Origin of the sequence: Shewanella sp. 10N.286.45.A1 (genome assembly GCF_041470405.1) — a bacterium.
Lineage (GTDB): Bacteria > Pseudomonadota > Gammaproteobacteria > Enterobacterales > Shewanellaceae > Shewanella.
The window spans coordinates 22,931-46,936 of record NZ_JBFRMK010000075.1 but is presented as its reverse complement, the minus strand read 5'-3'; the positions used below and the strand labels follow the sequence as shown (position 1 = coordinate 46,936).

Genomic DNA, 24,006 nt, shown 5'->3' with positions numbered 1-24,006 from the left:
TAACAGCTAGAAAAAGGAGACTTTTAGCGTGATCTACGCCAAAAGTCTAAAAGTGTAAGATTAACAGATGTCACAAAGTTACATAATATAGTGTTAACTTTGTTTTTTTTAGCGGATTTTGCTGATAATACCCTCTAATTCAGCCAAATTTTGATAGTTAATTACCATTTTCCCCTTACCTTTCTTATTGTGGGTAAGAGAAACTTTAGCACCTAGCCTTTCAATTAATTGACTCTCAAGACGGACTACATCGTGATCTTTAGCTGGTTTTTCGACGATTTCAGTTTGGTTTAAGGTTTTATTAACTAAGCGTTCAGTTTCACGAACTGTTAATTCTTTTGAAACCACTAATCTGGCCAAATTTGTCTGCTCATCGCCCTCAATTGCGAGCAAAGCGCGACCATGTCCCATGTCAATATCGCCATATTCCAACATGCGTTTTACTGGTTCATTAAGTCCATTTAAACGCAGCAGATTGGATACAGTTGCACGAGATTTACCTACCGCATCAGCAATCTGTTGATGAGTCAGCTCAAACTCTTCAATCAAACGATTCAAGGCAATCGCTTCTTCCATTGCATTGAGGTCTTCACGTTGAATATTCTCAATCAACGCAATAGCCACAGCGGCTTCGTCAGGAACTTGTTTTACAATACATGGGATCTTGGTAAGCCCAGCTAATTGAGATGCTCTCCAGCGACGCTCACCCGCTATAATTTCATAACCTTCAGCAGAAACCTTACGTACAACAATTGGCTGAATCACCCCTTGTGCTCGAATAGACTCTGCGAGCTCTTCAAGCGCTTCGGTAGACATATCCTTTCGTGGCTGATACTTACCCGGCTGCAATCTGTCTATATCTAATGTGATCAGATCATCATTTTTTATATCTTGCTCACCTTCAGTGGTCTTAGGCTCTAATCTTTTACTGGCTGCATGGCTAGTACTCAAAAGTGCGTCAAGCCCTTTACCTAAGCCTCTTTTCTTCAACGTCATCTCTATTCCTTAGTCTTGCTCAGCCAGATCTAATTGCTCTGCACGGCGGATAATTTCCCCGGCCAATGCGAGGTAGGCTTTTGCTCCCGCGCTCGATTTGTCGTAATACATCGCTGGCGCTCCAAAACTTGGCGCTTCAGCAAGTCGAACATTCCTTGGGATCACAGTACGGTAAACTTTCTCACCAAAATGTTGCTTCAATTGATCAGACACATCATTAGATAAACGATTACGCGGATCGTACATTGTACGTAAGATCCCTTCGATATGCAGACCCGGATTAACCATAGAGCCTAATTTGCTGATGGTATCCATCAATGCCGTTAAACCTTCTAAGGCATAATATTCACACTGCATCGGCACTAATACTGAATCCGCTGCAGACATGGCATTAACGGTCAACATATTGAGTGATGGTGGGCAATCAATAAAGATGAAATCATAATCATCTTTAATAGGTGCGAGTGCATTACGCAGACGGATCTCTCTGGCGAAAAACTCCATCAACTTAATTTCAGCTGCTGTAACATCGCCGTTACCCGCAATAAGATCGTATTTTCCGTTTGTATCTCGGCAAACAACTTCTTCGAAAGACTTCTCTTCAACCAGCAGTTCATAGGCGGTATTTTCGACTTCATATTTGTCGATACCACTGCCCATAGTCGCATTACCTTGTGGATCGAGATCGATCAACAGCACTCGACGTTTGGTTGCTGCTAATGAAGCTGCAAGATTTACACAAGTCGTTGTTTTTCCGACGCCACCTTTTTGGTTGGCTACGGCAATTACTTTACCCACAATATCACCCTGTAAGTCACTTTTATTATGTTCCGGCCCTCTCTCATTGGCGGTGCTAAAAATGAGGGGGAAATTAGCGCATATACTGTTACCAAATTGCTTGAAGCGCTGAAAGAATGCAACTGTTCAGTACGCTTTATCTGCATTGCGCCAAGTTTTATGGCGCTAATAAACAACTTAATTCAATGCAGCAAGCAGGTATATGACCGGATTGGCCATACACATTTTAATTAATCTTGTTTCACCACACGCAATAAATGGCGTTGCTCATCTAGCTTTGGAACCACAAGCTCTATGGTGTCAGTCACAACAAAACCTTCAGGCATGTTTGCCATCTCATCATCGCTCAACTGGCCTTTTAAGGCATAAAAACAGCCATCAGCCTTTGGCAAATGGTGACACCATTGCAGCATATCTTGAATAGAGGCAAACGCTCGACTCAATACACCATCGAATAACTCTTCAGGTTGATAAGCTTCAACGCGGCTTTCAATCGATGAAATGTTGTTGATCCCAAGTTCAAATTGAACCTGTTTTTGAAAACGGATCCTTTTGCCCAAGCTATCAAGTAGCACAAACTCTTTGTCTGGGTTTAAGATCGCTAATGGGATCCCAGGTAAACCTGGACCGGTACCAACATCAATAAAACGTGAGCCTTTAAGATGTGGCGATACCACTAAGCTGTCCATGATGTGGCGTATTAGCATCTGCTCAGGATCACGCACAGAAGTCAGGTTAAATGCCTTATTCCACTTATTTAGCATGCCAACAAAGTCAACAAGTTGCTTTTTTTGCTGCTCGCTAGCATCTAGGCCAACTTCAGCCATATATTCATTTAACTGGGCAAATAACACTAGTCGTGTCCTCGAAACAAAGTAAATCAAATAATCTTAAGTATTATGAAGCGCCGAAAAGATGAAAGGAAGCCTCAAAGCTTCCCTTTATCGTGCATAACAGCGTTATATTGCGTTATTTAGGCGCTTTTTCTCAATAAACCGCGTTTTTTCAAATGAACCAGCAAAATAGAGATTGCCGCAGGTGTCATACCTGAGATACGGGAAGCTTGGCCAACCGTTTCAGGCTTGTGCTCATTCATCTTCGCTATCACTTCATTCGACAGTCCTGGAACCTCTTGATAATCAAGATCCAAAGGTAAACCAGTTGTCTCATGACGAATCGCTTTATCGATCTCATCTTGTTGACGTTGGATATAACCAGAATATTTCACCTGGATCTGCACTTGCTCGGCAGCACGTTGATCCTCAATACCTGGGCCAAAACCATCAATAGACATCAATGTTGGGTAATCCATTTCTGGACGACGCAGAAGATCCTCAAAAGTTGCTTCACGTGCAATCGGTGTCTTCAAATGTGGGTTTAACACATCAACAAGCGGTGATTTAGGGTGGATCCACTGACTGCGTAAACGCTGCAATTCAGTTTCGATCGACTCCATTTTATCGCTAAACTTAGCCCAACGTTCATCGTCAACTAAGCCTAGCTCGCGACCTTTTTCAGTAAGACGTAGATCAGCATTATCTTCACGAAGCAGTAAGCGGTATTCAGCACGACTGGTGAACATTCGGTACGGTTCTTTAGTCCCTAAGGTCGACAAATCATCAACTAAAACACCAAGGTAAGCTTGATCACGGCGTGGGCACCAAGTCTCTTTTCCTTGCACTTGCAATGACGCGTTCATGCCCGCTAACAAGCCTTGAGCACCAGCTTCTTCATAGCCCGTAGTGCCATTGATCTGTCCAGCAAAGAACAAACCATTGATGGTTTTGGTTTCGAGAGAGTTTTTCAGATCGCGTGGATCAAAATAATCATACTCAATCGCGTAACCCGGACGCATTATCTCAGCATTTTCCATGCCTTTGATCGAACGAACTAAATTCAATTGCACATCGAAAGGCAAACTGGTTGAAATACCATTTGGATAGATCTCTGTAGTATTTAAGCCTTCTGGCTCAATAAAGATCTGATGCGAATCCTTGTCTGCAAAACGGTTAATCTTATCTTCGATAGAAGGGCAGTAGCGTGGGCCAATGCCTTCGATTACACCAGAGTACATCGGGCTACGATCGAGTCCTGCACGAATAATATCGTGAGTACGTTCGTTGGTATGGGTGATATGACACGAAACCTGATCAGGATGTTGGCTAACATCGCCAATAAACGACATAACGGGAAGGGGATCGTCACCTTTTTGCTCTGTCATTTTAGAAAAATCAATGGTATTGGCATCAATGCGAGGTGGTGTACCGGTTTTTAGTCGACCAACACGGATCGGTAATTCTCGTAAACGATGGGCGAGGGCAATAGCTGGCGGATCACCTGCTCTACCGCCGCTGTAATTTTCTAAGCCAATATGGATCTTGCCGCTTAAGAATGTACCAGTAGTTAGCACAACTGCAGGAGCTTCGAACGCTAGACCCATTTGAGTCACTACGCCAACTACCGTTTCGTTTTCAACAACAAGATCGTCTACCGCTTGCTGAAAAATACGTAAGTTCGGTTGGTGCTGTAAAATCTCTTGGATCTTGTGTCGGTACAGTGCTCTATCTGCTTGAGCACGAGTAGCACGAACCGCAGGGCCTTTGCTTGAATTCAATGTTCTAAACTGAATGCCTGCGTAGTCGGTGGCAATTGCCATTGCTCCGCCTAAGGCGTCAATTTCTTTAACCAGGTGTCCTTTGCCTATGCCGCCGATAGCTGGATTACAGGACATCTGTCCTAAAGTATCTATGTTATGGGTTAGCAAAAGTGTTTTGGAGCCCATTCTGGCAGAAGCTAACGCCGCTTCTGTTCCAGCATGACCACCACCAACAACGATTACATCAAACCGTTCATGAAAATGCATTCGACAGCCTTCGATTGGTAAAAGGATAAAAAACCTGTTTCTGAGCCGGTTATTTTAGCATTTGCTTTGCCGAAGGTGAACGATCTATTTTGCCTGTTTTGATCAAACCGATCTGCTTAATAGATCTTAAGATCTTTAAATAGATCTCTTATTATGTTTACTATTAGGATCGCCTTTTTCGGTGGATAACCGTATTTCCTTATTAAAATCAAGAGCTAATGCGTGATCAAACCTGTGTTCTGATCGCGATCTAACTGGCGTAAGCTTGGGGATAGATCGCCTAGTTATCCACAAGGTGGATCATTGAGCAGATCGGGTGTGAATTAATACAGGGTTTGATCAGATCAAAATAATAGCTTATCCACATATTTGTTCTTTTAAACTCTAATATGTGGATAAGTTAGATCTAAACTGTGAGTGTTTCGAAAGTTAATAGATAAAAGCGATCAATAAAAGGATCTTAAAGTTGATCTTGCCAGCTGCTTAACCAAGCTAGAGCTGGTTCCTCTGGAATTGGATCGTATTGCACATCGATCTGGATCTTATCCACAAAAACTTGTGCACCGCATAAGGTCAGTGCGTCCACCAGTTTTTCTGGCCCCTGACAAAAAGTGTCGTAGCTGGAGTCACCAATTGCGCACAATGTAAATTTGGTTGCTGCCAGATCGGGATTTTTAGCTAAGATCTCGTCCAAAAAAGGCACGATATTGTCAGGAAGATCACCAGCACCATGAGTAGAAGACGCGATCAACCACAGCGAATTGGGGTCAAGATCATCAAGATTTGGAGCCAAATGTATACGAGTTTCATGGCCTAGATCGAGCAATTGGTCTGATAATTCATCGGCCACGTACTCAGCACTGCCCAACGTTGTGCCCACTAAAAGTTCTATTTTTGCCATGTTACTTCCTAAATTAAGCTGACTTTAACAACATTTATGCAGTGCATAATAGGTGAAAAGTGGTCTTCAAGCTAAGTGATATTAACCATTTAATGTGTAAATTTGAGCTGGATTACAACTATTGTCTGGTCAAGGTATCTGGGTTTCAGTTATCGATCTTCAACTCAATGACAGCTTGCGTTCTAGTTCATTACTGATAGCTTATGGTGTCATAACAAAAATATAACAATTGAAGGCTTTATAGTTAAGTCTATCAATAATAAAGAGTATTAATATGACGTTAGCTTCTGTAACAGGTCAGTTTGCCGACATGGCTTGGGGACCACACATGCTGGTGCTACTGGTCGGTGGTGGTCTTTTCTTTCTTATCTATTCACGTTTTGTCCCCTTCAGATATATAGGGCATGCCATTGCTATTTTGCGTGGAAAGCACCCCGATAAAGGTGCTCAGGGGCAAATTAGCCATGCTGGTGCGCTCTCTAGTGCTATGGCTGGAACGGTCGGAATGGGCAATATTGGTAGTGTGGCTGTAGCAATTATGGTCGGTGGTCCAGGAGCTATTTTTTGGATGTGGATCAGTGCGATAGTCGGGATGGCAACTAAGTTTTTCACCTGCACCTTAGCCATTATGTACCGTGGTAAAGATGAAAATGGTCAACTGCAAGGTGGACCCATGTACATCATTACCGAGGGATTAGGCCCTAAGTGGCGCTTTCTTGCGGTGTTCTTTTGTCTGGTGGGGTTAGTGGGTAACTTCCCACTATTTAATACTAATCAATTAGTACAGATCTTAAGAGAATGGCTAGTGATCAAACCCGGCTTTTATAGTGCAGATCAAAATACATTTTGGCTCGATTTTAGTATGGGGATCGTCGTTATGCTGCTGGTAGGCAGCGTGATTTTAGGCGGAATAAAGCGTATAGCCAGTGTTGCGCAAAGTGTGGTGCCAACAATGATCTTTATTTATATGGGCTGCGCGCTATACGTGATTGGTAGTCATATTAGTGAGATCCCAGGGTATTTCAGCTTGATTGTTACTGAAGCTTTCTCGCTTGATTCTGTCGGCGGGGGGATCTTAGGTACCATGTTAATCGGTATTCGCCGTGCTGCATTTTCTAATGAAGCGGGGATCGGAACTGAGGTGATGGCACACGGCAGTGCTAAAACCAATGAGCCAGTAAAAGAGGGGCTGGTTGCCATGTTAGGCCCTGCAATTGACACCTTGTTAGTTTGTACTGCAACCGCAATGATTATTTTAATTTCAGGAGTGTGGCAAGGCAGTGAAGCTGCAGGAGTTAATTTGTCGGCACAAGCTTTTGAGTTAACCATGCCTGGCGTGGGTCCATATCTACTTATCTTGTGTGTTTTCTTCTTTAGTATTAGCACTATATTCACTCAAGCATTTTATGGCGGTCAGTGTTTTAGTTTTCTATTTGGCACCAAAAGGCTACGTAAATATCAGTATGTATACCTGCTGACTATACTCTTTGCTGCTACGGCTACTTTAGATGAGATCATTAACCTTATCGACGGAGCATACGCATTAATGGCGATCCCGACCATGATATCTGCCTTGTTATTGGCGCCAAAAGTTAAGGCGGCAGCCGATGACTATTTTGACCGATTAAAGCAAAAGCAGCATACGGATATGACAGTGCTTGGGAATATATCTGAAAAAGAAGGCGGTTAACTCGCTTGTCGTTTTAAGCAAAAAGGTTCTGCCATAAGCAGAGCCTTTTAGTCGTTAATTTGTAGTTCTTAAATGAGTGACTGACTTCGTTATCTGTCGGTAAACTATGCTACTGCTTGTACTTGCGAGGCCAATAACCAGATGGCCAAAGCAATAAATATCAGGCCCATAAACTTGTTTTGGTAGGTACGGAATTTTTCATTCTTAAGCAGTGGTTTACCTAAGCTACCAACCAAAGCGACTAATAACAGGTTAAAGCTCAAACCCATCACATTAAGCAGCAAGCCAAGTGCTAACATCTGCTCGCCCGAACTTGCAGTTAATTGAGTCGATACGAACTGCGGTAAAAACAGTACAAAAAAGATCAGTGCCTTAGGGTTGAGTAAATTACTCATTACCGCGCGGCGATATAGCTGTTTTGCGAGATTATTTTGCTGTTCTATTTCCGGTGCGTCGGCGGCAGAGCTGCGCATGCAGTCCCAACCCATCTTAAGTAGGTACGCGCCGCCTAAAATTCGCAATAACTCTAATGCCAATGGATTCATCGCCACTAAAGCGGATACGCCCATAGCTGCAAGTACCGTTAAAATGAGCCCTGAAGTGGCATTGCCAAAGCTGGCATAAACTCCCACTTTTTTGCCGTAACTCAAGCTAGAACTGGCAATAAGTAGCATGTCAGGCCCTGGGATTAGCAGTAGGGCAACCACAGTCGTTAGGTATAAAGGAAGTAAAGCCAGATCGATCATCAGTAATGCACTATATAAAAGGAAAGAAGTAAACAAGGCGCGGATTCTACAGTTATCCAACATGAATGAAAGTCATGTTGCGTTTAAATGAGAGGTTAAGTTGGCAGGGTTTGTTTACGGCGCTGACTTTAGCTGTTGAAGACAATAGCGCTACGTTTCTAATCAGCTTTGAAATTATGTTCAGCCTAGGTCATATTGGTATTGGCTTATTAATAAAAGTGGCATTGCTGTTATGCAGATAAAAAACAAACAAGCACTGATAGAGTTAATTGTATGACCAGTCCTTACTCTGCCAAAGAGTGGTTGCAACTTAACCTACAGCAGCAAGGCTTACTTCAACCAGTTCGAGCAGTGGCTAATGCCATTTCGCAGTTGAGCTATGTACAAATTGACTCAATAAATGTGGTTGAGCGATCCCACCACCACGTGCTTTTTAACCGCTTAGCTGAATATCAGCCGTCACAGCTTGATCAGTCTATGGCTAACAAAGAGATCTTTGAGTATTGGTCTCATGCCGCCGCTTATTTACCGATCCAAGACTATCGTTTTAGCTTGTTTAATAAAGCCCGCATTAAACAGGGCGGTAAACATTGGTTTGAACCTGAACATAAAATTATCCGCGAAGTAAAAGCTAGAATCGCTGCTGAAGGTCCACTAAAAGCCAGTGATTTTAGTCATGATACTAAGGCTCATAAAAGTGGGTGGTGGGATTGGAAACCGGCTAAACGTGCACTGGAGCAGCTATTTATGCAAGGTGAACTAATGGTGCTGCAGCGGGAAAAGTTTCAAAAAGTATACGACTTAACCGAGCAGGTTTTACCAGCTCACATTAATAGCCAAGCGCCAACCGAGAGTGAGTTTGCACGTTATCTTATTAAGCGCTATATCCAAGCACATGGCTTTGGCAGTCAGCAACAGATACTTTATCTGCGTAAAAATATTAAGCCAGTGTTAGTCAAAACGCTTAATGAGATGTGCCTTGCCGGTGAATTAGCGCAATTTACCCAAGCGCAAGTACGCTACTTTTATCAACCGGGTCAGCAGTTGCTTAGTGTCATCCCAAAACGAGTTTGGTTACTTAACCCTTTTGATAACCTCGTGATCCAAAGACAGCGATTAAAGCAGCTTTTTGGCTTTGATTACCAAATAGAAGTCTATGTTCCTGCAGCTAAACGCCAACACGGTTATTACTCATTACCTATTTTGTGGGCTGACAAATTTGTTGGCCGAGTCGATGTTAAAGCTGAACGTAAAAGCGGAGTCTTATTGCTGCAAAACTTAGTGATAGAAGAGGGGGCTTTTACTCAAAATTGCAGTTCGGAGTTTGACGAGTTCATTTATCAATTGAAGTTAGCTGTGAATCAATATTCCGCTTTCAATGGCTGCCAAACATGGCAGCTGATTAAGTCAAACCATCGCGCGGTAGAGACTGAGTTATCGCTTTAAGCCAATGGCTTCGTTTAAAGCAGGGCGATCTGTATTGAGTTTCCATCATTGTTTTACTGTTTATTTTAGGCCTATCTGTTACTAGCAGCATTTACTTGGGGCTTTGTTGTCCTCTTTTGCTACTCTATGAGGCAATATTACCTTTTAGCTTGAATGCAATATGAAATTAGATGAGATAATTACCACTCTGAGTGGTGGCGACTTAACAGAACTCCCCATTGGTGCTCTACAGGCGGCTAGGCTGCAGTGGACTGAGCTACTGCCGGTTATCGATCAATTGATGCAACGATTTATTGTTGAAGAGACATTGTCTGATACCGAGTCCAACCTGCTATTTTTCGGTATCTGCCTTATTATCGATCGTAAGCAGTACAGCAGTTTTGATAGTTTGATTAATCTCACCAATAAAGATGACTGTAATAGTGCGTTAGAGGTGCTACTTGGTGATTTTATCGCTTCAGATCTTTCTACCGCCTACTATATTTTGGCGCAAGGACAACCTGAAAAGCTGTGCTTTTTAGTTACCTCTGACCAAGCAGGCGAGATCGTTAAAATGGCAGCCCTAAGTGCGCTTTTTACTCAACTGCATACAGGCCAAATTGATAGAGAAACACTTAACCAAAGTGTGCCGAGCTTTATTGATAGTCTACTCAAAAATAATCATTCAATTGCGCTTTTTGAATTGATTAATCTGTTAATTTCTAATGATTTTAATCAATATCATAACCAGTTTGTTGGTTATGTAGAGAGCAAACAAATTGATGAAGGCCCAGCAGAGAATCAATGCATCATTGATTGGGATAATCAGTCTATCGGTTATTCAGAATGGGAAAGTGGCTTAATAAGTGGTGATTATGATGTTATTGACTCACTAAGTCAGTGGGCTGGATTCAACTCAGAATCTGATATGAATGATGAGGAGCTCATGGCAGTTTTCGATGACTTGATGAGCTCGCCAAGAGAATTTGACGATAGCTACTTTGAAAGCCTCGATGCTAAGCAGCCTTTTATCGCCGATATTCAAGCAGGTCGCAATGATCCTTGCCCCTGCGGCAGCGGCAAAAAATACAAGAAGTGTTGCTTGAATTAATTTTTAAATACTTCCTGTCTGTGATGTATTAAAAACTCTTCTTTTGGAGCGAACTTTGTAGGTAAGGTTATAGCCTTACCTTCAAACTCTTCGAAACATAATGTTGTAAATGGTTGGTTTTTATTTAAAAGTTCGCTCGATAAAATAACTTCTAAGTGAGAATTCAGAGTTATAAGCCCTTGATCGAAAGCCTTATCATGAATACTGGATAAACATAGTCCGTTGCAAGGGTTTAATCTTTCGCTAGGTTTTTTACTCCAAGGAATTATATGACTCGCTACCAGTAGTTTGGAGTTATCAAGTCCTGTTATGCAGCACTTTCCATTATATGAACTAAGTATTATTTTTCTAAATTGATCTTGGCCTATACGGGATTTTATTTGTGCTGTTCGCTCCAGCCCAATATAGCTACTCTCATCGATGACTTCATTTTCGTTGTTATTAACGAGGTTTAAGTACGCTTCAGAGCTTTTTATGTAAAAAAGCTCCCAATTTTCCGACATTTCTAGCCACATCTCTCTATCAGCTTTTGAAGCTCCCTTTAAGCCACTTCTTCCAGACTCAGTAATTATAGGATCACAGCTGGCAATGTTAGCCATTTTCATAGATAGAGAAGATGGGGTTCGATGTAATTGTTCCGCTATTCTAGCTATTTCTGGATTGCGGTGGCTAATTTTCCCAAACGGTGTTTGGTTATATAAATAGAAAGCAATCAATAAATCATCACGATTCCATTTTCGACGTTCAGTCATCTATATGCCTAAGTAGTTATTATTCTTTGAACTTATAATATTTACTCGTTTGTATACAAGCTATATATAGTCACGTTAGTAAAGCAGTTTTTCTCTTTATAACGAACCCTGCAGATTAGTTTTGCTAGCCTTAGCTAAGCTACCTTGCTCTACTTGTTGTGAATCATAAGCTATTACCACTTTGGAGATGATATCTAAACTGGTAAGTTAAAATGTTATGCTCCTATAGCTGCCATTTACTCATTAAGCTGAGATTATGTCTTCGTATACAACATCTAAAGTGGCCGACAAGCTAACACTCCCCATAGACGCCCTTTATCAAGAGTTTAAATCTTCTATTAAAGACAATCACTTAGTGGTTGAGTCTGATACAGGCTCGGGCAAATCGACTCGTTTACCTCTGTGGTGTACTGAAGCTGATGAGCAAGGGAATAAGAAGAGGGTGTTGGTGGTTGAGCCACGGCGAGTTGCGTGTTTGGCACTGGCTTCTTTTGTGGGCGAATCTGCTAAGCAAGATACTGACTATAATCATTTAAATGTTGGCCATGCTATTCGCTTTGATTCTAATGTTGATGAAAACACTGATATTGCCTTTGTAACCCCAGGTATTGGGCTGCGTTGGCTTTCGATGTCGCAAGACGGGCAAGATGAAAAGGCGGGTTTGTTTTGATACGGTGATTATCGATGAGTTCAAGAACGTCACTGGGATATTGGCCTGATTCTATCGCTAAGAGCGCAAAGGGGTTACTCGCTGAAGAATAGCGATTTCGCGTGGAATAGCCTGATAATGTTTGGGGGGGCAATACAACTAGCAGAATATTCAGCTAGTGTTAGTAGCCCCACATCTAGGTAAGCATAAAATAGTAGATAATGGAGAGTTAATAATGAAATTAGATGAAATAATTAACACTTTGAGCCACAGTGATCCCACCGAGCTGCCAGTTGACGCTTTGTTCGCGGCGAGGGAGCGGTGGGCAGAGTTTTTGCCGGTGATTGAAGGCTTAATACAGCGCTTTATTGCTACTGAAGATTTGAGTGAAGCTGAAGAAAATGTAGTCTTTTTCGGTGTTAATCTCATTGCAGATCGTAAGCAGCATAGTTGTTTTGATATGTTAGTTCATCTTACTGACAGACAGGATGTGGGGTTTCCGTTAGATGAGCTCCTGGGGGATTATATTTCATGGGGCTTACCCACTGCTTACTATATTTTAGCGCAAGGAAGGCATGAGCAACTGTGCTATTTAATTAACTCGGAACACGCAGGGGAGATTATTAAAATGTCTGTAATGTCGACTTTATTTAGTCAGCTTTATACCGAGCAGATTGATAGAGACACATTGGACACGCATATTCAGACGTTTATTAATAGTTTGGTTGCTAACGAGCAATTTATGGCACTGACTGCTTTAGCTAATCAGTTAATTAGTTTCCAGTTTAATCATTATCATCAACAGTTTATAGAACTAGTGAATAGTAAGGTTATTGATGAGGGGCCTATCGAAAATAAGTGTATTATCGACTGGGACAATGGCTGTATCGGCGACTCTGAGTGGGATTGCGGTTTAGTTAGTGATAGCTATGACGCTATTGAAAGGTTAGGTGAGTGGGCAGGGGGGGACGGTGAAGATGAGTTAAGTGATGAAGAGCTTATGGAGATTTTCGGTGATCTAAACAATCCCCTCAATGGGCTTGATAGTATGGGGAGTGACTTCTTTGTAAAAAATTACTCTTTCTCGTTACCGTATATTGCAGAGACTAAGGTTGGCCGCAACGAACCATGCCCATGTGGTAGTGGTAAAAAGTATAAAAAGTGCTGCATGAATTAGCCTTAAAAATGACAGCTAAGACTCTATATTTTGAACTGCTTTATTGTCTAAGTAATACCGGTTGCATTTAATATCTGACCAGTTCAGAGCCTGTCAGGCTTTTCACTTCAAGGCGCATTTCTGCGTTAATGCGCTTAAAGTTGAACGGGTATATAGCCTCTAAATCGAGCAGTTTCAAGTATAAGGGTATTAAGTTGTGGCTAAAATATTGGTCATGGCTTTCATTTTAACGAATCTTTATTCTTTTTCTTAATGCTGCTGTAAATGTCTTCCATAGCGCCAACAAACGAGCTTGAGCGAGGCCAAAACTGAGGGTGATCTCCCTGTTTTTTGATTAACGCCGCCTGTATTTCGCTGGGCTCTGGTGTTAACGAGGGTAGGTCCCATTCTGTCATGCTCCAATATCTGTTTGAGCGATTCTGTTGTGTCGCGACGCTCTCGCGATTACCGTTGTTTATCTTAAAGGCATGGTATTTATGTGGTTGTTGCTCTACTTCGATCTGCTCTGGTGCGCTAATGTGATCTGAAAAAACTTGGCCGAGTTCGGTTTTTTTTAGTGCACTATGAAGTTGTGTGGCCGCAAGCCCTCGAAATTGAAATAGTAACATAGGGTTACTGTCGAGTGATGCCGCGATTCGATAGTAAACACCTGCAATGTGTTTACACGGGTTGGCATCATCAGGGCAGTCGCAACTGGCTTTTATGTCTGTATATGTTTTTGGTAAAAAGTGCGTCGTTTCAAATGCATCTTCTATATTGGTTGGCATCTCATTAAGCATGAGTTTAGCAAGCCATCCAGGGTTGCTGCACAGGTTGGTAATGATATGCTGCCATTGGGTTGCCGCTATCAGGCCAAAGGTGAGCGATACTTTATATCTTGGTTCTTTAGTAACGCCGAAATAAGGGTTGATATTGCCACGTATGGTGGCGGTTACCTTATTGGCGACAATATCAAATTTTAGCACTCTATTGTCTGTACGATAAGCACGACCACGCTGCAGGCGAGCGGGGTCAATAAAACCTTCTAATGAGTCTATAAAAGCGCTGCCCCACCAAGTTTTTTGTGTGTTCATGTGTTATCCCTGCTGACTGAGTTGAATTAGGTTAATGAAAGAGTTGGAATCGAGCGTTGATAGCCATGACTCATCACTACCTACAATAGAATCGGCCACCTGTTGTTTGTCTTCTAACATTTTATCTATTTTTTCTTCAATGGTGCCGAGAGTAATAAATTTATGTGCAAATACGGTCTTTTTCTGGCCTATACGGTAAGCTCGGTCGGTTGCTTGATTTTCAACAGCAGGGTTCCACCAGCGGTCAAAGTGAATTACATGGTTGGCTTTGGTTAGGGTGATACCGACCCCACCCGCTTTGAGAGACAGAATAAAAATACTTGGAGGATTTTGCTCACTTTGGAACTCTTCTATCATCTGTTCGCGTTTTTTACGCGAGGTTCCGCCATGCAAGTAATAAGTTTGTATGCCGAGTTGGTTTTTTAGTAGCGTCTCAAGTTTGCTACACACCTCAGTAAACTGGCTAAAAATAAGAATACTTTCGTTATTCTGTATAGCTTCTTTAGCTGTTTCGACTAAGCGTTGCAGCTTGATTGAACGTTCGATGCTAAATTCACTGCCGTCTTGCAGTACTTGAGCTGGGTGATTACAGCACTGTTTTAGGCGCAGTAGTGCCGACAGCATAATGACTTTTTGTTGTGACGGATCATCATCAGATTGTTCCATTTGTGTGGTTATTTCATCGACAATGGATTGATAGATACTGGCTTGCTCTATATTGAGCTCGCAAAAGACTTTTTGCTCTATCTTTTCCGGCAGATCATTAATAATATTTTTATCTGTTTTTAAGCGGCGTAATATAAATGGCTCTACGATTTTTTTTAAGATATTACTCTGAGTGAGGTTTCTATCTCGTTGTACTGGCAGCTCGAAGTTTTTACGAAACCCTGCCTGAGTGCCGAGTAGTCCAGGGTTCAAAAAGTTAAAGATTGACCACAGATCCATTAACCTGTTTTCGATTGGGGTGCCGGTTAATGCAATGCGGGAGTCGGCCTGCAAGCTATAGAGAACCTTGGTCTGACTGGAGCTGGGGTTTTTAATATTTTGCGCTTCATCAATGATTAGGCGTGACCAGTGAATATTTTTAAAGAGGGCTTTGTCTTTGCGAACAAGCCCGTAAGAGGTGATCACTAAGTCATGCTGGCTGACTAGTTGGCTAATGTCTTTTTGTTGGCGTTTACTGCCGTGGTGGATCACGGCGTTAATACTGGGGGCGAAGCGGGATATCTCTTTTAGCCAGTTACCAACCACAGACGTTGGCGCGATAAGCAGTGCGGCTTTATCTCTGGGTTTTGCCAGCATGAGTGCAATTATTTGCATGGTTTTACCTAAGCCCATGTCATCAGCTAAGCAAGGATTCATTCCTAGACTTTCTAGGTACGCAAGCCAAGATGCACCCCTATTTTGATAGGGTCTGAGCGTGGCCTGTAGTTGCTCTGGTTGCGCGATTAAACTGAATTCATCTTTATTATTTAAGCCGTTTAACATTGCACGGGTAGTGTCATCGAGTTCGACATGATACAAGGTTTCGTCTGCTGCCAGTGTCAGTAGATCTTGAACGCTACCGCTGGTCATATCCATATCTTGCTTTGAAGTTTCGATCAGCTTTTGCATTTTTTGCATTTCAGCTTTGTCTATTTCAATCCAAGCGCCTCTGAAATAGACTAAGTCTGATTTACTGTCTAGCAGTTGTTGCCATTGGGCTGCGCTGAGTTGGTGCTCACCCATAGCATATTGATAGTCGAATTGAATGAGGTGACTTGTGGTCATATAGCTGGTTGGAGACTCGCTTTGGCTTGAAGTGCTTTTGTGGGCTCTTAATTTCACCTTAGCTTTTAGGCGGCCACTTGCTGTCCACCAAGCTGGAACTATGATGCGATAGCCACAAGCTTGGAGCGTCCAGGCATCTTCTTTCAAAAACTGAAAGGCTTGCTCGTGGCTGATTTTTAACCTGCAGAGCTGCATTTTATGCTCAAATACTTGTTCTAATAACGGGTAAATTCGGCTTGCATAACCGAGTTGCAGCAGTAAAACTCTATCAATTGAAGTGCCCAGCATTTCAGTGAATAAATTGCTTTTGGCCGATTTTTCTTGCCAGTACTGGGCAAGGTTAATCATAAATGATGGGTCTGTTTTCGCCTGTAATAACAACTCTAATTCCCAGTTATCTTCGTGCTGGCCACTGGCTTCGTGTAGTTTAAAGCAGAGTTGAAATTCGGCACCAAATTGATCGTACTGCAAGTTGTTGTGCCACAGTTTCCAGTCTTTATATGTTTGCTCATCAATGGGGTTATTTTGCTGAGTGAGTAGCGATTCAATAAAGGTGTGTTCAACTGACTTTAATTGCTTTTTAGGTAGCTTAGTTGCGTCTATTAAACTGTTGAGCATGACATCTGAAAAGTGCTCGAGGGCAGACTGCGCATCAAAGTGACTAAAGTCTCCCAAACAGGCTGAAAGCGGCATTTTATCAGCAATCATAGTTAAACGTTTGCCATACTCGGCAGAAAGTAGAAGCCACTTTGGGTAGTAGCGGCGACTATCTGGTGTAACAAGCGCAGGAATATATTGGTCTTGGTTAATAATATGGCTGAGTTCATAGGCCATTTTAATCCAAAACTTAGTGTCATCAGCTAGGAGAGTTTCTTCGTCTAAATGGTAGCTTTGAAAATTTAGCTGTTTTAAAAAACTAATGGGGTTTTCGATTAACACTGCATCGAGCGTAAAGGGTTGGTAGTTCACCCCTAGGTTATCTTCAATATTGTTCAGATTGGCGATGAGTGGCGAAGTGGTTGGTTCTCCGCCTGCGTTACAGGGTAAGGTAACCTCAATGCTTTCAAAGCAAGGATCCATCTTTAGTTGGCTGTGAACAAAGTTTATAAATTGGCTAGAACTTGGCTGGTAAGGGTAAAGCTCAGAGTATGGCTGTTTATTTTGATGCTCTAGCCATAAATAAAGCTGACCAGTGTTATCAAAACCAGAGAGAGTCGGCAGCCAAAAAACATGGATCAATTGCATAGTGAGGATCGTGATAAAGTAAAAGCATAATTTTGCGGTTTGGAAACACAAATTTCAAATTGTTTTAATTTTTATTAGCTATTCGCACTTTTTACTACAGTGTGACAAACATGATAAGCCTATATTATGCCCGCGAACAAAATATCTACGCCTATAGAACTCAGTAAGCTTCCTATCGACGCCCTTTACCAAGAGTTTAAATCTTCTATTAAAGACAATCACTTAGTGGTTGAGTCTGATACAGGCTCGGGCAAGTCGACTCGTTTACCTCTGTGGTGTACTGAAGCTGATGAGCAAGGGAATAAGAAGAGGGTGTTGGTGGTTGAGCCACGGCGAGTGGCGTGTTTGGCGCTGGCAGCTTTTGTGGGCGAGTCAGCTAAGCAAGATACTGATTATAATCATTTAAATGTTAGTCATGCTATTCGCTTTGATTCTACTGTTGATGAAAATACTGATATTGCCTTTGTAACCCCTGGTATTGCGCTGCGTTGGCTTTCGATGGCGCAAGATGGACAAGATGAAAGGGCGGGCTTAGGGTGTTTTGATACGGTGATTATTGATGAGTTTCATGAGCGTCGTTGGGATACCGATCTGCTATTAGCGCTACTTAAACAGCGTGCTCAACATCGTTTGATTTTGACATCGGCAACCATTGACGGTGCAAGACTTAATGACTATTTATCTGATTCTATTGGAGTTAATTCAAAGCGGTTGTTGGCAAAAGGTAATATGTTTCACGTGGAACTAACGTACCAGTCAAGCGATAGTCAGCAGTTAGCGGATATCAGCGGTATCGAGCAAAAAGTAAAAGCGGCCGTTGGCTCGTTACTCAGTCAAACAGCTGGTGATATTTTAGTGTTTCTTCCGGGGAAGCGTGAAATTCTGCAGTGTTTACAGGCTTGTCAGTCGTTATCTTCTTTATCTAACGAAAACAGGGCTGACATTGATCTAGTGGCATTGCATGGCGGCATTTCGGCGACAGAACAACAAGCATTACTGGCAAGCTCCAACAAGCAGCGAGTTATTTTTGCTACCAATATTGCGGAAACCTCGTTAACGATCCCAGGCGTTACGGCGGTGATTGATTCTGGGCTTGAGCGCCGTACTCACCAGCGTAATGGTCGTACTGTGTTGTCGCTGGCACGAATATCAAGGGCCAGCAGCGAGCAACGCAAAGGCCGTGCGGGTCGTACGCAAGTGGGTTTATGTGTGCGCTTGTGGGGCGAACATGCACCTATGGAGGCGATGACTCCGCCAGAACTGCAGCGTGAAGAACTGGTGGAGCCTATGCTGGCAGCAGCTTGCAGCGGTGTAAAGCTAGCTGATTTAGTCTTTGTTGATGCTATCGGCATTAAGCCGCTGGCTATTGCCCATGAGCGTTTGTTAGCTATGGGAGCGATTGATGAGCAAGGGAATGTCACAACTCATGGTAGAAAGCTGTTTCCATTACCGATAGATACTCAGTTTGCCCATTTGATTAGTGCGATGCCCGATATTGAGTGTACAGAGTTAATGGTCGATTTGGCGGCTGCTATTAGTGTGCCGCAGCGTTTATACCAGCAACCTAGTGCAGAATATGACATTAAGTCACTACATGATTGGGAACCACTGGGCTGCGATGCTTTTACATTGGTAAAGTTGCTGCGTGAACCAGCGGTCGATTTTATTGATATTGAACAGCATGCGGTAAAAGAGGCGCGCCGCTTAGCCAACCAGATACGGCAAGGATTGGGGCTAGAGAGTATAAATAAAGCGACGGCGTTGGATAGTCAATCTCATGCATTAAGAAACCGCTGGTTACTGGCGGTGGTAAAAGCACTACCAGAACTTGCTTTTATTCGACGTGTTAAGCGAGTACAGGCACTAGGCAACGGTTTTAGTGAAGTACAGATTGGCCGAGATAGCCGTTTTAGCCCTGAGCTTAAAGACTTTTCTGGTAAGGATGCAGCTGTTGCTGCAGTGGTATTTGACCAACATTCATTGGCTGGCAAGGGTGTTAAGCAGACATTAAACCTAGCTTCGGTAATGGCGCCCATTTCAGCACAACTGCTTTACCAAGCAGGTTTAGGTGAAGATAGACTGGCTGAAAACAAAGAGCAGGCGGCGACCCATAAAGTACTGATAGAGCGAGTCTATGCCGGCAGAGTGATAGATTCGCGGTTTGAGTGTGCTTCCGGCGAGCAGGCGATAGATGCTATTAGTCGCAGTATTATCCAAGGTCGAGAGTTTGCAGGTGTTGCTAAGCGTCTAACTGCAGATATTGCAGCTTGGAATATCTGGTTTGCGCTGGGTAAAACCGCTGAGTTCGCCAGTGAAATTAACCAGCTTTTGGTACTTGAATCGTATCTTAAACAAAGGCTCATTCAGCTTGGAGTAGAGAGCTTTGAGGATTTAGCTTTAGTTGAAGCAGAAGATCTTCTGTTTGAAGGTATTCCTGATTGGCAACGAGAAGAGTTTGATGGTCTTTATCCGGCTCAATTAGTGTTACCAGAACTTAAACTCGCTGTGAGTTATGAACCTAAACGAAAGTTGGTGCTACTCGACTACTTAAACGGTAGCCGTAAACAAGGTCCTAAACGTTGGGAGTTGCCTCGTTGGCTAGGTTGGAAGATCCAATATCGCAAAGCTAGTCGTGTGGTTGATGTTAAATAGGCTGTCGGTATTTATTTGCGATCTTGATAAAAAGATCGATAGCACTAAATGCTGACTTTAACCACAGGTAATCCACTTTTACACAGGTTTAATTTTTAACTGATTTTTTTCTGAGTATAACTTATCGGGAAAGATCCATTTTTTAGTCATTTATTTTGGATCTTGATCTAAGTTGAAAATTATATATTCAATATAAAACAATGGTTTACTTTGATTTTGCTTTGTTGTTTTAGATCTATCCACAGATCGTGTTTGCTTGTTGATATCTCTGTTGATACTTGTGATTAACGATCTTGCTTTAATGCGAGATATGCTGAGGTTTACAGTTGACGATCTATTTGCGATCGCACTGTAAATTTGGGCTTACAGAGTGGAGTAAAGATGAAACTAGATCTTAATCTATGATCTAGTTTCAGCCAACTAAAAGCAGTTATTACTGCTTTTAGTTGGTGACTAAGATGGATTGCTTACTTACCGATACAGAAAGAGCTGAAGATTTTTCCAAGTAGGTCATCTGAGGTAAATTTACCTGTGATTTCCGATAAAGCCAGTTGTGCCATTCTTAACTCTTCCGCGAGTAATTCACCAGCTTGATAAACTTCTAGCTGCTCTCTGCCTAAATCTAAATGGCTACTTGCAAGGTCAAGTGCTTCTAAGTGGCGACGACGAGCGATAAAGCCACCTTCTAGATTACTTTGATAACCCATCAATGATTTTAAATGCTGTTGTAACGTAGCGACACCCAAACCCGTTTTGGCTGAGATCCGGTGCACTTGATGACCAACCTCTTCAGTGATCTCCAATGTTTCACCGGTAAGATCAGCTTTGTTACGCACCACGGTAACCCCTAAGTTTTTAGGTAGTCGATCGATAAAGTCTGGCCAAATTTCGTGTGGATCAACGGCATTAGTGGTGGTGCCATCAACCATAAATAGCACTTGATCAGCTGTTTTAATTTCGTCCCACGCACGCTCAATACCAATTTTCTCTACGGTATCGGCGGTATCACGTAAACCTGCGGTATCGATAATATGCAGCGGCATACCGTCGAGATGAATATGTTCGCGCAGTACATCACGAGTGGTACCGGCAATTTCGGTGACAATGGCCGATTCTTTACCTGCTAAAGCGTTTAGTAGGCTTGATTTACCGGCATTTGGACGGCCTGCAATTACAACCTTCATACCTTCGCGAATGATAGCGCCCTGTTTAGCACTTGCTTGAACGGTATCTAGCTTGGTGATGATACGGTTGAGTGAACCAGATATTTTACCGTCAGAAAGGAAGTCTACCTCTTCGTCGGGGAAATCAATGGCTGCCTCGACGTATAGACGCAAGTTAGTGACCTGTTCGACTAGTTCATGTACTTGGGTCGAGAATTCGCCTTGTAGTGAGTTTAACGCGCTTTTAGCTGCTTGCTCACTGGTAGCATCAATAAGGTCGGCAATCGCTTCTGCTTGCGTTAGGTCGAGCTTGTCGTTCATAAAGGCTTGTTCGCTGAACTCGCCGGGTTTGGCGATGCGCAGACCTTCGGTTTCCATCACGCGCTTAATTAACATATCAAGTACGATTTGACCGCCATGACCCTGTAGTTCAAGAACGTCCTCACCTGTAAATGAATTAGGGCCTTTAAAGTACAGTGCGATACCTTGGTCGATAACGCCGCCTTGTTGGTCTTTAAAGTCACAGTAGTCGGCATAACGGGTTTTAGGGATGTGGCCTAGTACCGCCATAGCTACATTGCTCGCTAAGTCGCCAGATACGCGAATAATACCTACACCGCCACGCCCTGGAGCGGTCGCTTGTGCCACGATAGTATCTGTAGTCATTACTGTGTTTCCTAATCTGTTTTCAGAGTGAAGTGAAAAATGTTGTCTCTACATAGATAGCAAAAAAGCGGTCAATACTGAGTATTAGACCGCTTTTTGTTAGTCGGAGCTAAGGGGTTATTTTAACCCTTTTTTCTCCAGTCCAGCATAGATAATCTTCTGCTGAGTAATCGCGACTAAGTTACCTACCAACCAGTATAGAACCAGACCAGCTGGGAACCATAGGAAGAATACGGTAAAGATAACTGGCATCCACTGCATCATCTTAACTTGCATTGGGTCCATAGTCGGTGCCATTGGCTGCATCTTCTGCATAATAAACATCGATACACCCATTAAGATTGGCATCACATAGTATGGATCTTGTACCGATAAATCGGTGATCCATAACATGAATGGCGCGTGACGTAGCTCGTAGCTTTCAAGCAACACCCAGTATAGTGCGATGAAGATTGGCATCTGTAGCAAGATTGGAAGACAGCCACCCATAGGGTTAACTTTCTCTTTCTTGTACAGCTCCATCATAGCTTGCCCCATCTTCTGGCGGTCATCACCAAAACGCTCTTTCATATCAGCGAGTTTTGGTTGCAAGTTACGCATCTTAGCCATTGAAGTGTATTGCGCTTTAGTTAGTGGGTATAACATGCCACGAACGGTAAGCGTAATAAGGATAATAGCCACACCCCAGTTACCCACAAATGATTGATAGAACATCAATAACCAGTGAATAGGGATGGCTAACCACCATAGGAAGCCGTAATCAACTACTAGGTTTAATGACTCAGAAAGTGCTGATAGCGCTTCTTGGTCTTTAGGACCTACGTAGAACTGAGCTTTAATCGATTGTTCAGTACCTGGTGCAATATCATAAAGTGCGCCGCGGAAACCAATATTAGCTAAACCACCAGCACTCAAGCTAGAAAAGATAACGTTCTTATCATTTGCTGGCGGTACCCAAGCTGATACAAAGTAGTGCTGTAGCATTGCTACCCAACCACCAAGTGTCGACTTGTTTAGATTTTTGTCAGCGATGTCATCGAAGCTATATTTCTCGTAGCGAGTATCAGCTGTAGAGAAAGCAGCACCACGATAAGTAGGCATCATCATGCTACTTTCGCTTTTCTTAATGCTGTGCTTGATTTGGCCATACATTTGAACTTGTAGCTGCGCATCAGAGGTGTTGTTGATTTGGTAATCAACATCTACATTGTGCTTGCCGCGGTAGAAGGTAAATAGCTTGGTGTAAGTCACACCATTAGCTGCCAAATAAGTTAATGGTACTTCTAACTTATCTTGACCTGCTAGGTCATACTCGCGAGAAGCGCTATCGAAATGTGCGCGACCAGTAGTACTACTATCAATACCATCACGACCGATTAGACCACTTTGAGCGATATAATAAATATCGTTTGTTTGCTCAAGTAGTACAAATGGGTCGTCACCATCTTGCTCAAGTTTATGAGAAAGCAATGCTGAATGAACGATGTCACCGCCTACAGGATCAATTTTAAGAATAAATTGGTCTGTAGTGACAGTGATTAATTCTTTAGATGCTGTAACAGTTTCAGGTAATGCAGAATCTGCATCAGGTACATCTAAACTGTGAGCATCAGCAACAGTAGACGGTGCTACTGAAGATTGCGTTTGAGCAACCGGTTGAGGAGCTTTATCTGCTTGCCATTGTTGCCATAGTAAAAAGCTGACAAAAAGCAGACCGATAAGCAATATATTGCGTTGAGATTCCATAGCCTATTTATCGCACCTATGTTTTTTGTGAGGGACGGGATCTTCTCCGCCCGGATGTAAAGGGTGACATTTTAATATGCGTTTCGCTGCAAACCAACACCCTTTCACAACTCCATGCAAACGAATTGCTTCTATTGCGTAATGTGAACACGTCGGATTGAACCTACAACGAGGTCCCAGCATGGGACTTATTAGTACTTGGTAGCCACGAATAATCGCAGTTGCTAGCCATTGTAACGGCGAGAGAGTTTTCGCCATAGCTTTTCTACCAATTTTTTGAGTTCTGCGTTTTCCATATCAAGCACGCCATTTCTGACAAGCACAACGATATCTACAGCGGGTAGTTCATGCTGATGCAAACGAAAATTATCTCTAATGATACGTTTGATTTTATTTCGTTGATGAGCTTTTTTTACGTAACGCTTAGCAACAGTTAATCCTAAACGAGGATGTTGCTCAGAATTAGGAATTGCGAGTAGAGTTATTTCAGCGGAAGACGCTTTGATAGGTTTGGTAAAAACAGATTTAAATTGCGCGGGAGTTAACAGACGTAACTCCCGCGTAAAGGTATAGCTAGTCACTT

Annotated in this window: 19 protein-coding genes; 6 read left to right on the top strand and 13 right to left on the bottom strand. The window is 42.6% G+C overall.

Features of this window, described 5'->3' with window-relative positions; translation table 11 throughout:
- Positions 1 to 108: 108 nt before the first annotated feature.
- From AB4238_RS06670 to mioC, 5 genes are all read right to left on the bottom strand, one after another.
- Entirely contained in the window at positions 109 to 996 is an 888-nt protein-coding gene (locus AB4238_RS06670) for a ParB/RepB/Spo0J family partition protein (RefSeq protein WP_372032380.1), read from the bottom strand.
- A 9-nt stretch (positions 997 to 1,005) separates the two neighbouring features.
- On the bottom strand, positions 1,006 to 1,794 hold the full coding sequence (locus AB4238_RS06665; protein ID WP_020915103.1) for a ParA family protein: 789 nt from the start codon (positions 1,792 to 1,794) through the stop codon (positions 1,006 to 1,008).
- A gap of 230 nt (positions 1,795 to 2,024) precedes the next feature.
- The gene (gene rsmG, locus AB4238_RS06660) at positions 2,025 to 2,648 is read right to left on the bottom strand and encodes a 16S rRNA (guanine(527)-N(7))-methyltransferase RsmG (protein WP_220737746.1); all 624 of its coding nucleotides are present in this window, start codon (positions 2,646 to 2,648) and stop codon (positions 2,025 to 2,027) included.
- Between the two features lie 119 nt (positions 2,649 to 2,767).
- Positions 2,768 to 4,657, bottom strand: a complete 1,890-nt coding sequence (mnmG, locus tag AB4238_RS06655) for a tRNA uridine-5-carboxymethylaminomethyl(34) synthesis enzyme MnmG (protein WP_372032378.1) — start codon at positions 4,655 to 4,657, stop codon at positions 2,768 to 2,770.
- Between the two features lie 460 nt (positions 4,658 to 5,117).
- On the bottom strand, positions 5,118 to 5,558 hold the full coding sequence (mioC, locus tag AB4238_RS06650; RefSeq protein ID WP_372032377.1) for an FMN-binding protein MioC: 441 nt from the start codon (positions 5,556 to 5,558) through the stop codon (positions 5,118 to 5,120).
- Positions 5,559 to 5,832: 274 nt separating this feature from the next.
- Here mioC and AB4238_RS06645 point away from each other — a divergent pair, with 274 nt between their 5' ends.
- Complete coding sequence (locus AB4238_RS06645; RefSeq protein WP_372032375.1) at positions 5,833 to 7,248, top strand: alanine/glycine:cation symporter family protein; 1,416 nt, start codon at positions 5,833 to 5,835, stop codon at positions 7,246 to 7,248.
- 104 nt (positions 7,249 to 7,352) lie between these two features.
- Here the strand turns inward: AB4238_RS06645 and AB4238_RS06640 are convergent, their stop codons facing one another.
- The gene (locus tag AB4238_RS06640; protein WP_372032374.1) at positions 7,353 to 7,994 is read right to left on the bottom strand and encodes a LysE family translocator; all 642 of its coding nucleotides are present in this window, start codon (positions 7,992 to 7,994) and stop codon (positions 7,353 to 7,355) included.
- Positions 7,995 to 8,267: 273 nt separating this feature from the next.
- Here AB4238_RS06640 and AB4238_RS06635 point away from each other — a divergent pair, with 273 nt between their 5' ends.
- On the top strand, positions 8,268 to 9,440 hold the full coding sequence (locus AB4238_RS06635; RefSeq protein WP_372032373.1) for a winged helix-turn-helix domain-containing protein: 1,173 nt from the start codon (positions 8,268 to 8,270) through the stop codon (positions 9,438 to 9,440).
- Positions 9,441 to 9,600: 160 nt separating this feature from the next.
- Positions 9,601 to 10,530: a DUF1186 domain-containing protein gene (locus AB4238_RS06630; RefSeq protein WP_372032371.1), complete on the top strand. Its 930-nt coding sequence runs from the start codon at positions 9,601 to 9,603 to the stop codon at positions 10,528 to 10,530.
- On the opposite strand, the gene AB4238_RS06625 is transcribed toward AB4238_RS06630, so the two are convergent.
- Entirely contained in the window at positions 10,527 to 11,282 is a 756-nt protein-coding gene (locus tag AB4238_RS06625; protein ID WP_372032370.1) for an HNH endonuclease, read from the bottom strand. The two genes, AB4238_RS06630 and AB4238_RS06625, sit on opposite strands and share 4 nt — an antisense overlap.
- A 256-nt stretch (positions 11,283 to 11,538) precedes the next feature.
- Here AB4238_RS06625 and AB4238_RS06620 point away from each other — a divergent pair, with 256 nt between their 5' ends.
- The gene (locus tag AB4238_RS06620) at positions 11,539 to 11,952 is read left to right on the top strand and encodes a hypothetical protein (RefSeq protein ID WP_372032369.1); all 414 of its coding nucleotides are present in this window, start codon (positions 11,539 to 11,541) and stop codon (positions 11,950 to 11,952) included.
- 214 nt (positions 11,953 to 12,166) lie between these two features.
- Positions 12,167 to 13,108 carry a YecA family protein gene (locus AB4238_RS06615; protein ID WP_372032367.1) on the top strand — a complete coding sequence of 314 codons (942 nt, stop codon included), beginning with the start codon at positions 12,167 to 12,169 and terminating at the stop codon, positions 13,106 to 13,108.
- Between the two features lie 221 nt (positions 13,109 to 13,329).
- On the opposite strand, the gene AB4238_RS06610 is transcribed toward AB4238_RS06615, so the two are convergent.
- Together AB4238_RS06610 and AB4238_RS06605 are read right to left on the bottom strand one after the other, a co-directional pair.
- Positions 13,330 to 14,181, bottom strand: a complete 852-nt coding sequence (locus AB4238_RS06610) for an SWIM zinc finger family protein (RefSeq protein WP_372032366.1) — start codon at positions 14,179 to 14,181, stop codon at positions 13,330 to 13,332.
- 3 nt (positions 14,182 to 14,184) lie between these two features.
- Positions 14,185 to 17,196: a DEAD/DEAH box helicase gene (locus tag AB4238_RS06605; RefSeq protein ID WP_372032364.1), complete on the bottom strand. Its 3,012-nt coding sequence runs from the start codon at positions 17,194 to 17,196 to the stop codon at positions 14,185 to 14,187.
- Positions 17,197 to 17,322: 126 nt separating this feature from the next.
- Here AB4238_RS06605 and AB4238_RS06600 point away from each other — a divergent pair, with 126 nt between their 5' ends.
- Positions 17,323 to 19,848: a helicase-related protein gene (locus AB4238_RS06600; RefSeq protein WP_372032363.1), complete on the top strand. Its 2,526-nt coding sequence runs from the start codon at positions 17,323 to 17,325 to the stop codon at positions 19,846 to 19,848.
- A gap of 467 nt (positions 19,849 to 20,315) precedes the next feature.
- On the opposite strand, the gene mnmE is transcribed toward AB4238_RS06600, so the two are convergent.
- The 4 genes from mnmE to rnpA form a co-directional block, all read right to left on the bottom strand.
- Complete coding sequence (gene mnmE / locus AB4238_RS06595; RefSeq protein WP_372032362.1) at positions 20,316 to 21,677, bottom strand: tRNA uridine-5-carboxymethylaminomethyl(34) synthesis GTPase MnmE; 1,362 nt, start codon at positions 21,675 to 21,677, stop codon at positions 20,316 to 20,318.
- 117 nt (positions 21,678 to 21,794) lie between these two features.
- Positions 21,795 to 23,423, bottom strand: coding sequence for a membrane protein insertase YidC (yidC, locus tag AB4238_RS06590; RefSeq protein ID WP_372032361.1), 1,629 nt, complete (start codon positions 23,421 to 23,423; stop codon positions 21,795 to 21,797).
- 3 nt (positions 23,424 to 23,426) lie between these two features.
- Entirely contained in the window at positions 23,427 to 23,681 is a 255-nt protein-coding gene (yidD, locus tag AB4238_RS06585; protein WP_079891898.1) for a membrane protein insertion efficiency factor YidD, read from the bottom strand.
- Positions 23,648 to 24,004 (bottom strand): ribonuclease P protein component, encoded by a 357-nt coding sequence (gene rnpA / locus AB4238_RS06580; RefSeq protein ID WP_220737756.1) that lies wholly within the window; start codon positions 24,002 to 24,004, stop codon positions 23,648 to 23,650. The genes yidD and rnpA overlap by 34 nt, the downstream gene beginning before the upstream one ends.
- Between the last annotated feature and the right edge of the window lie 2 nt (positions 24,005 to 24,006).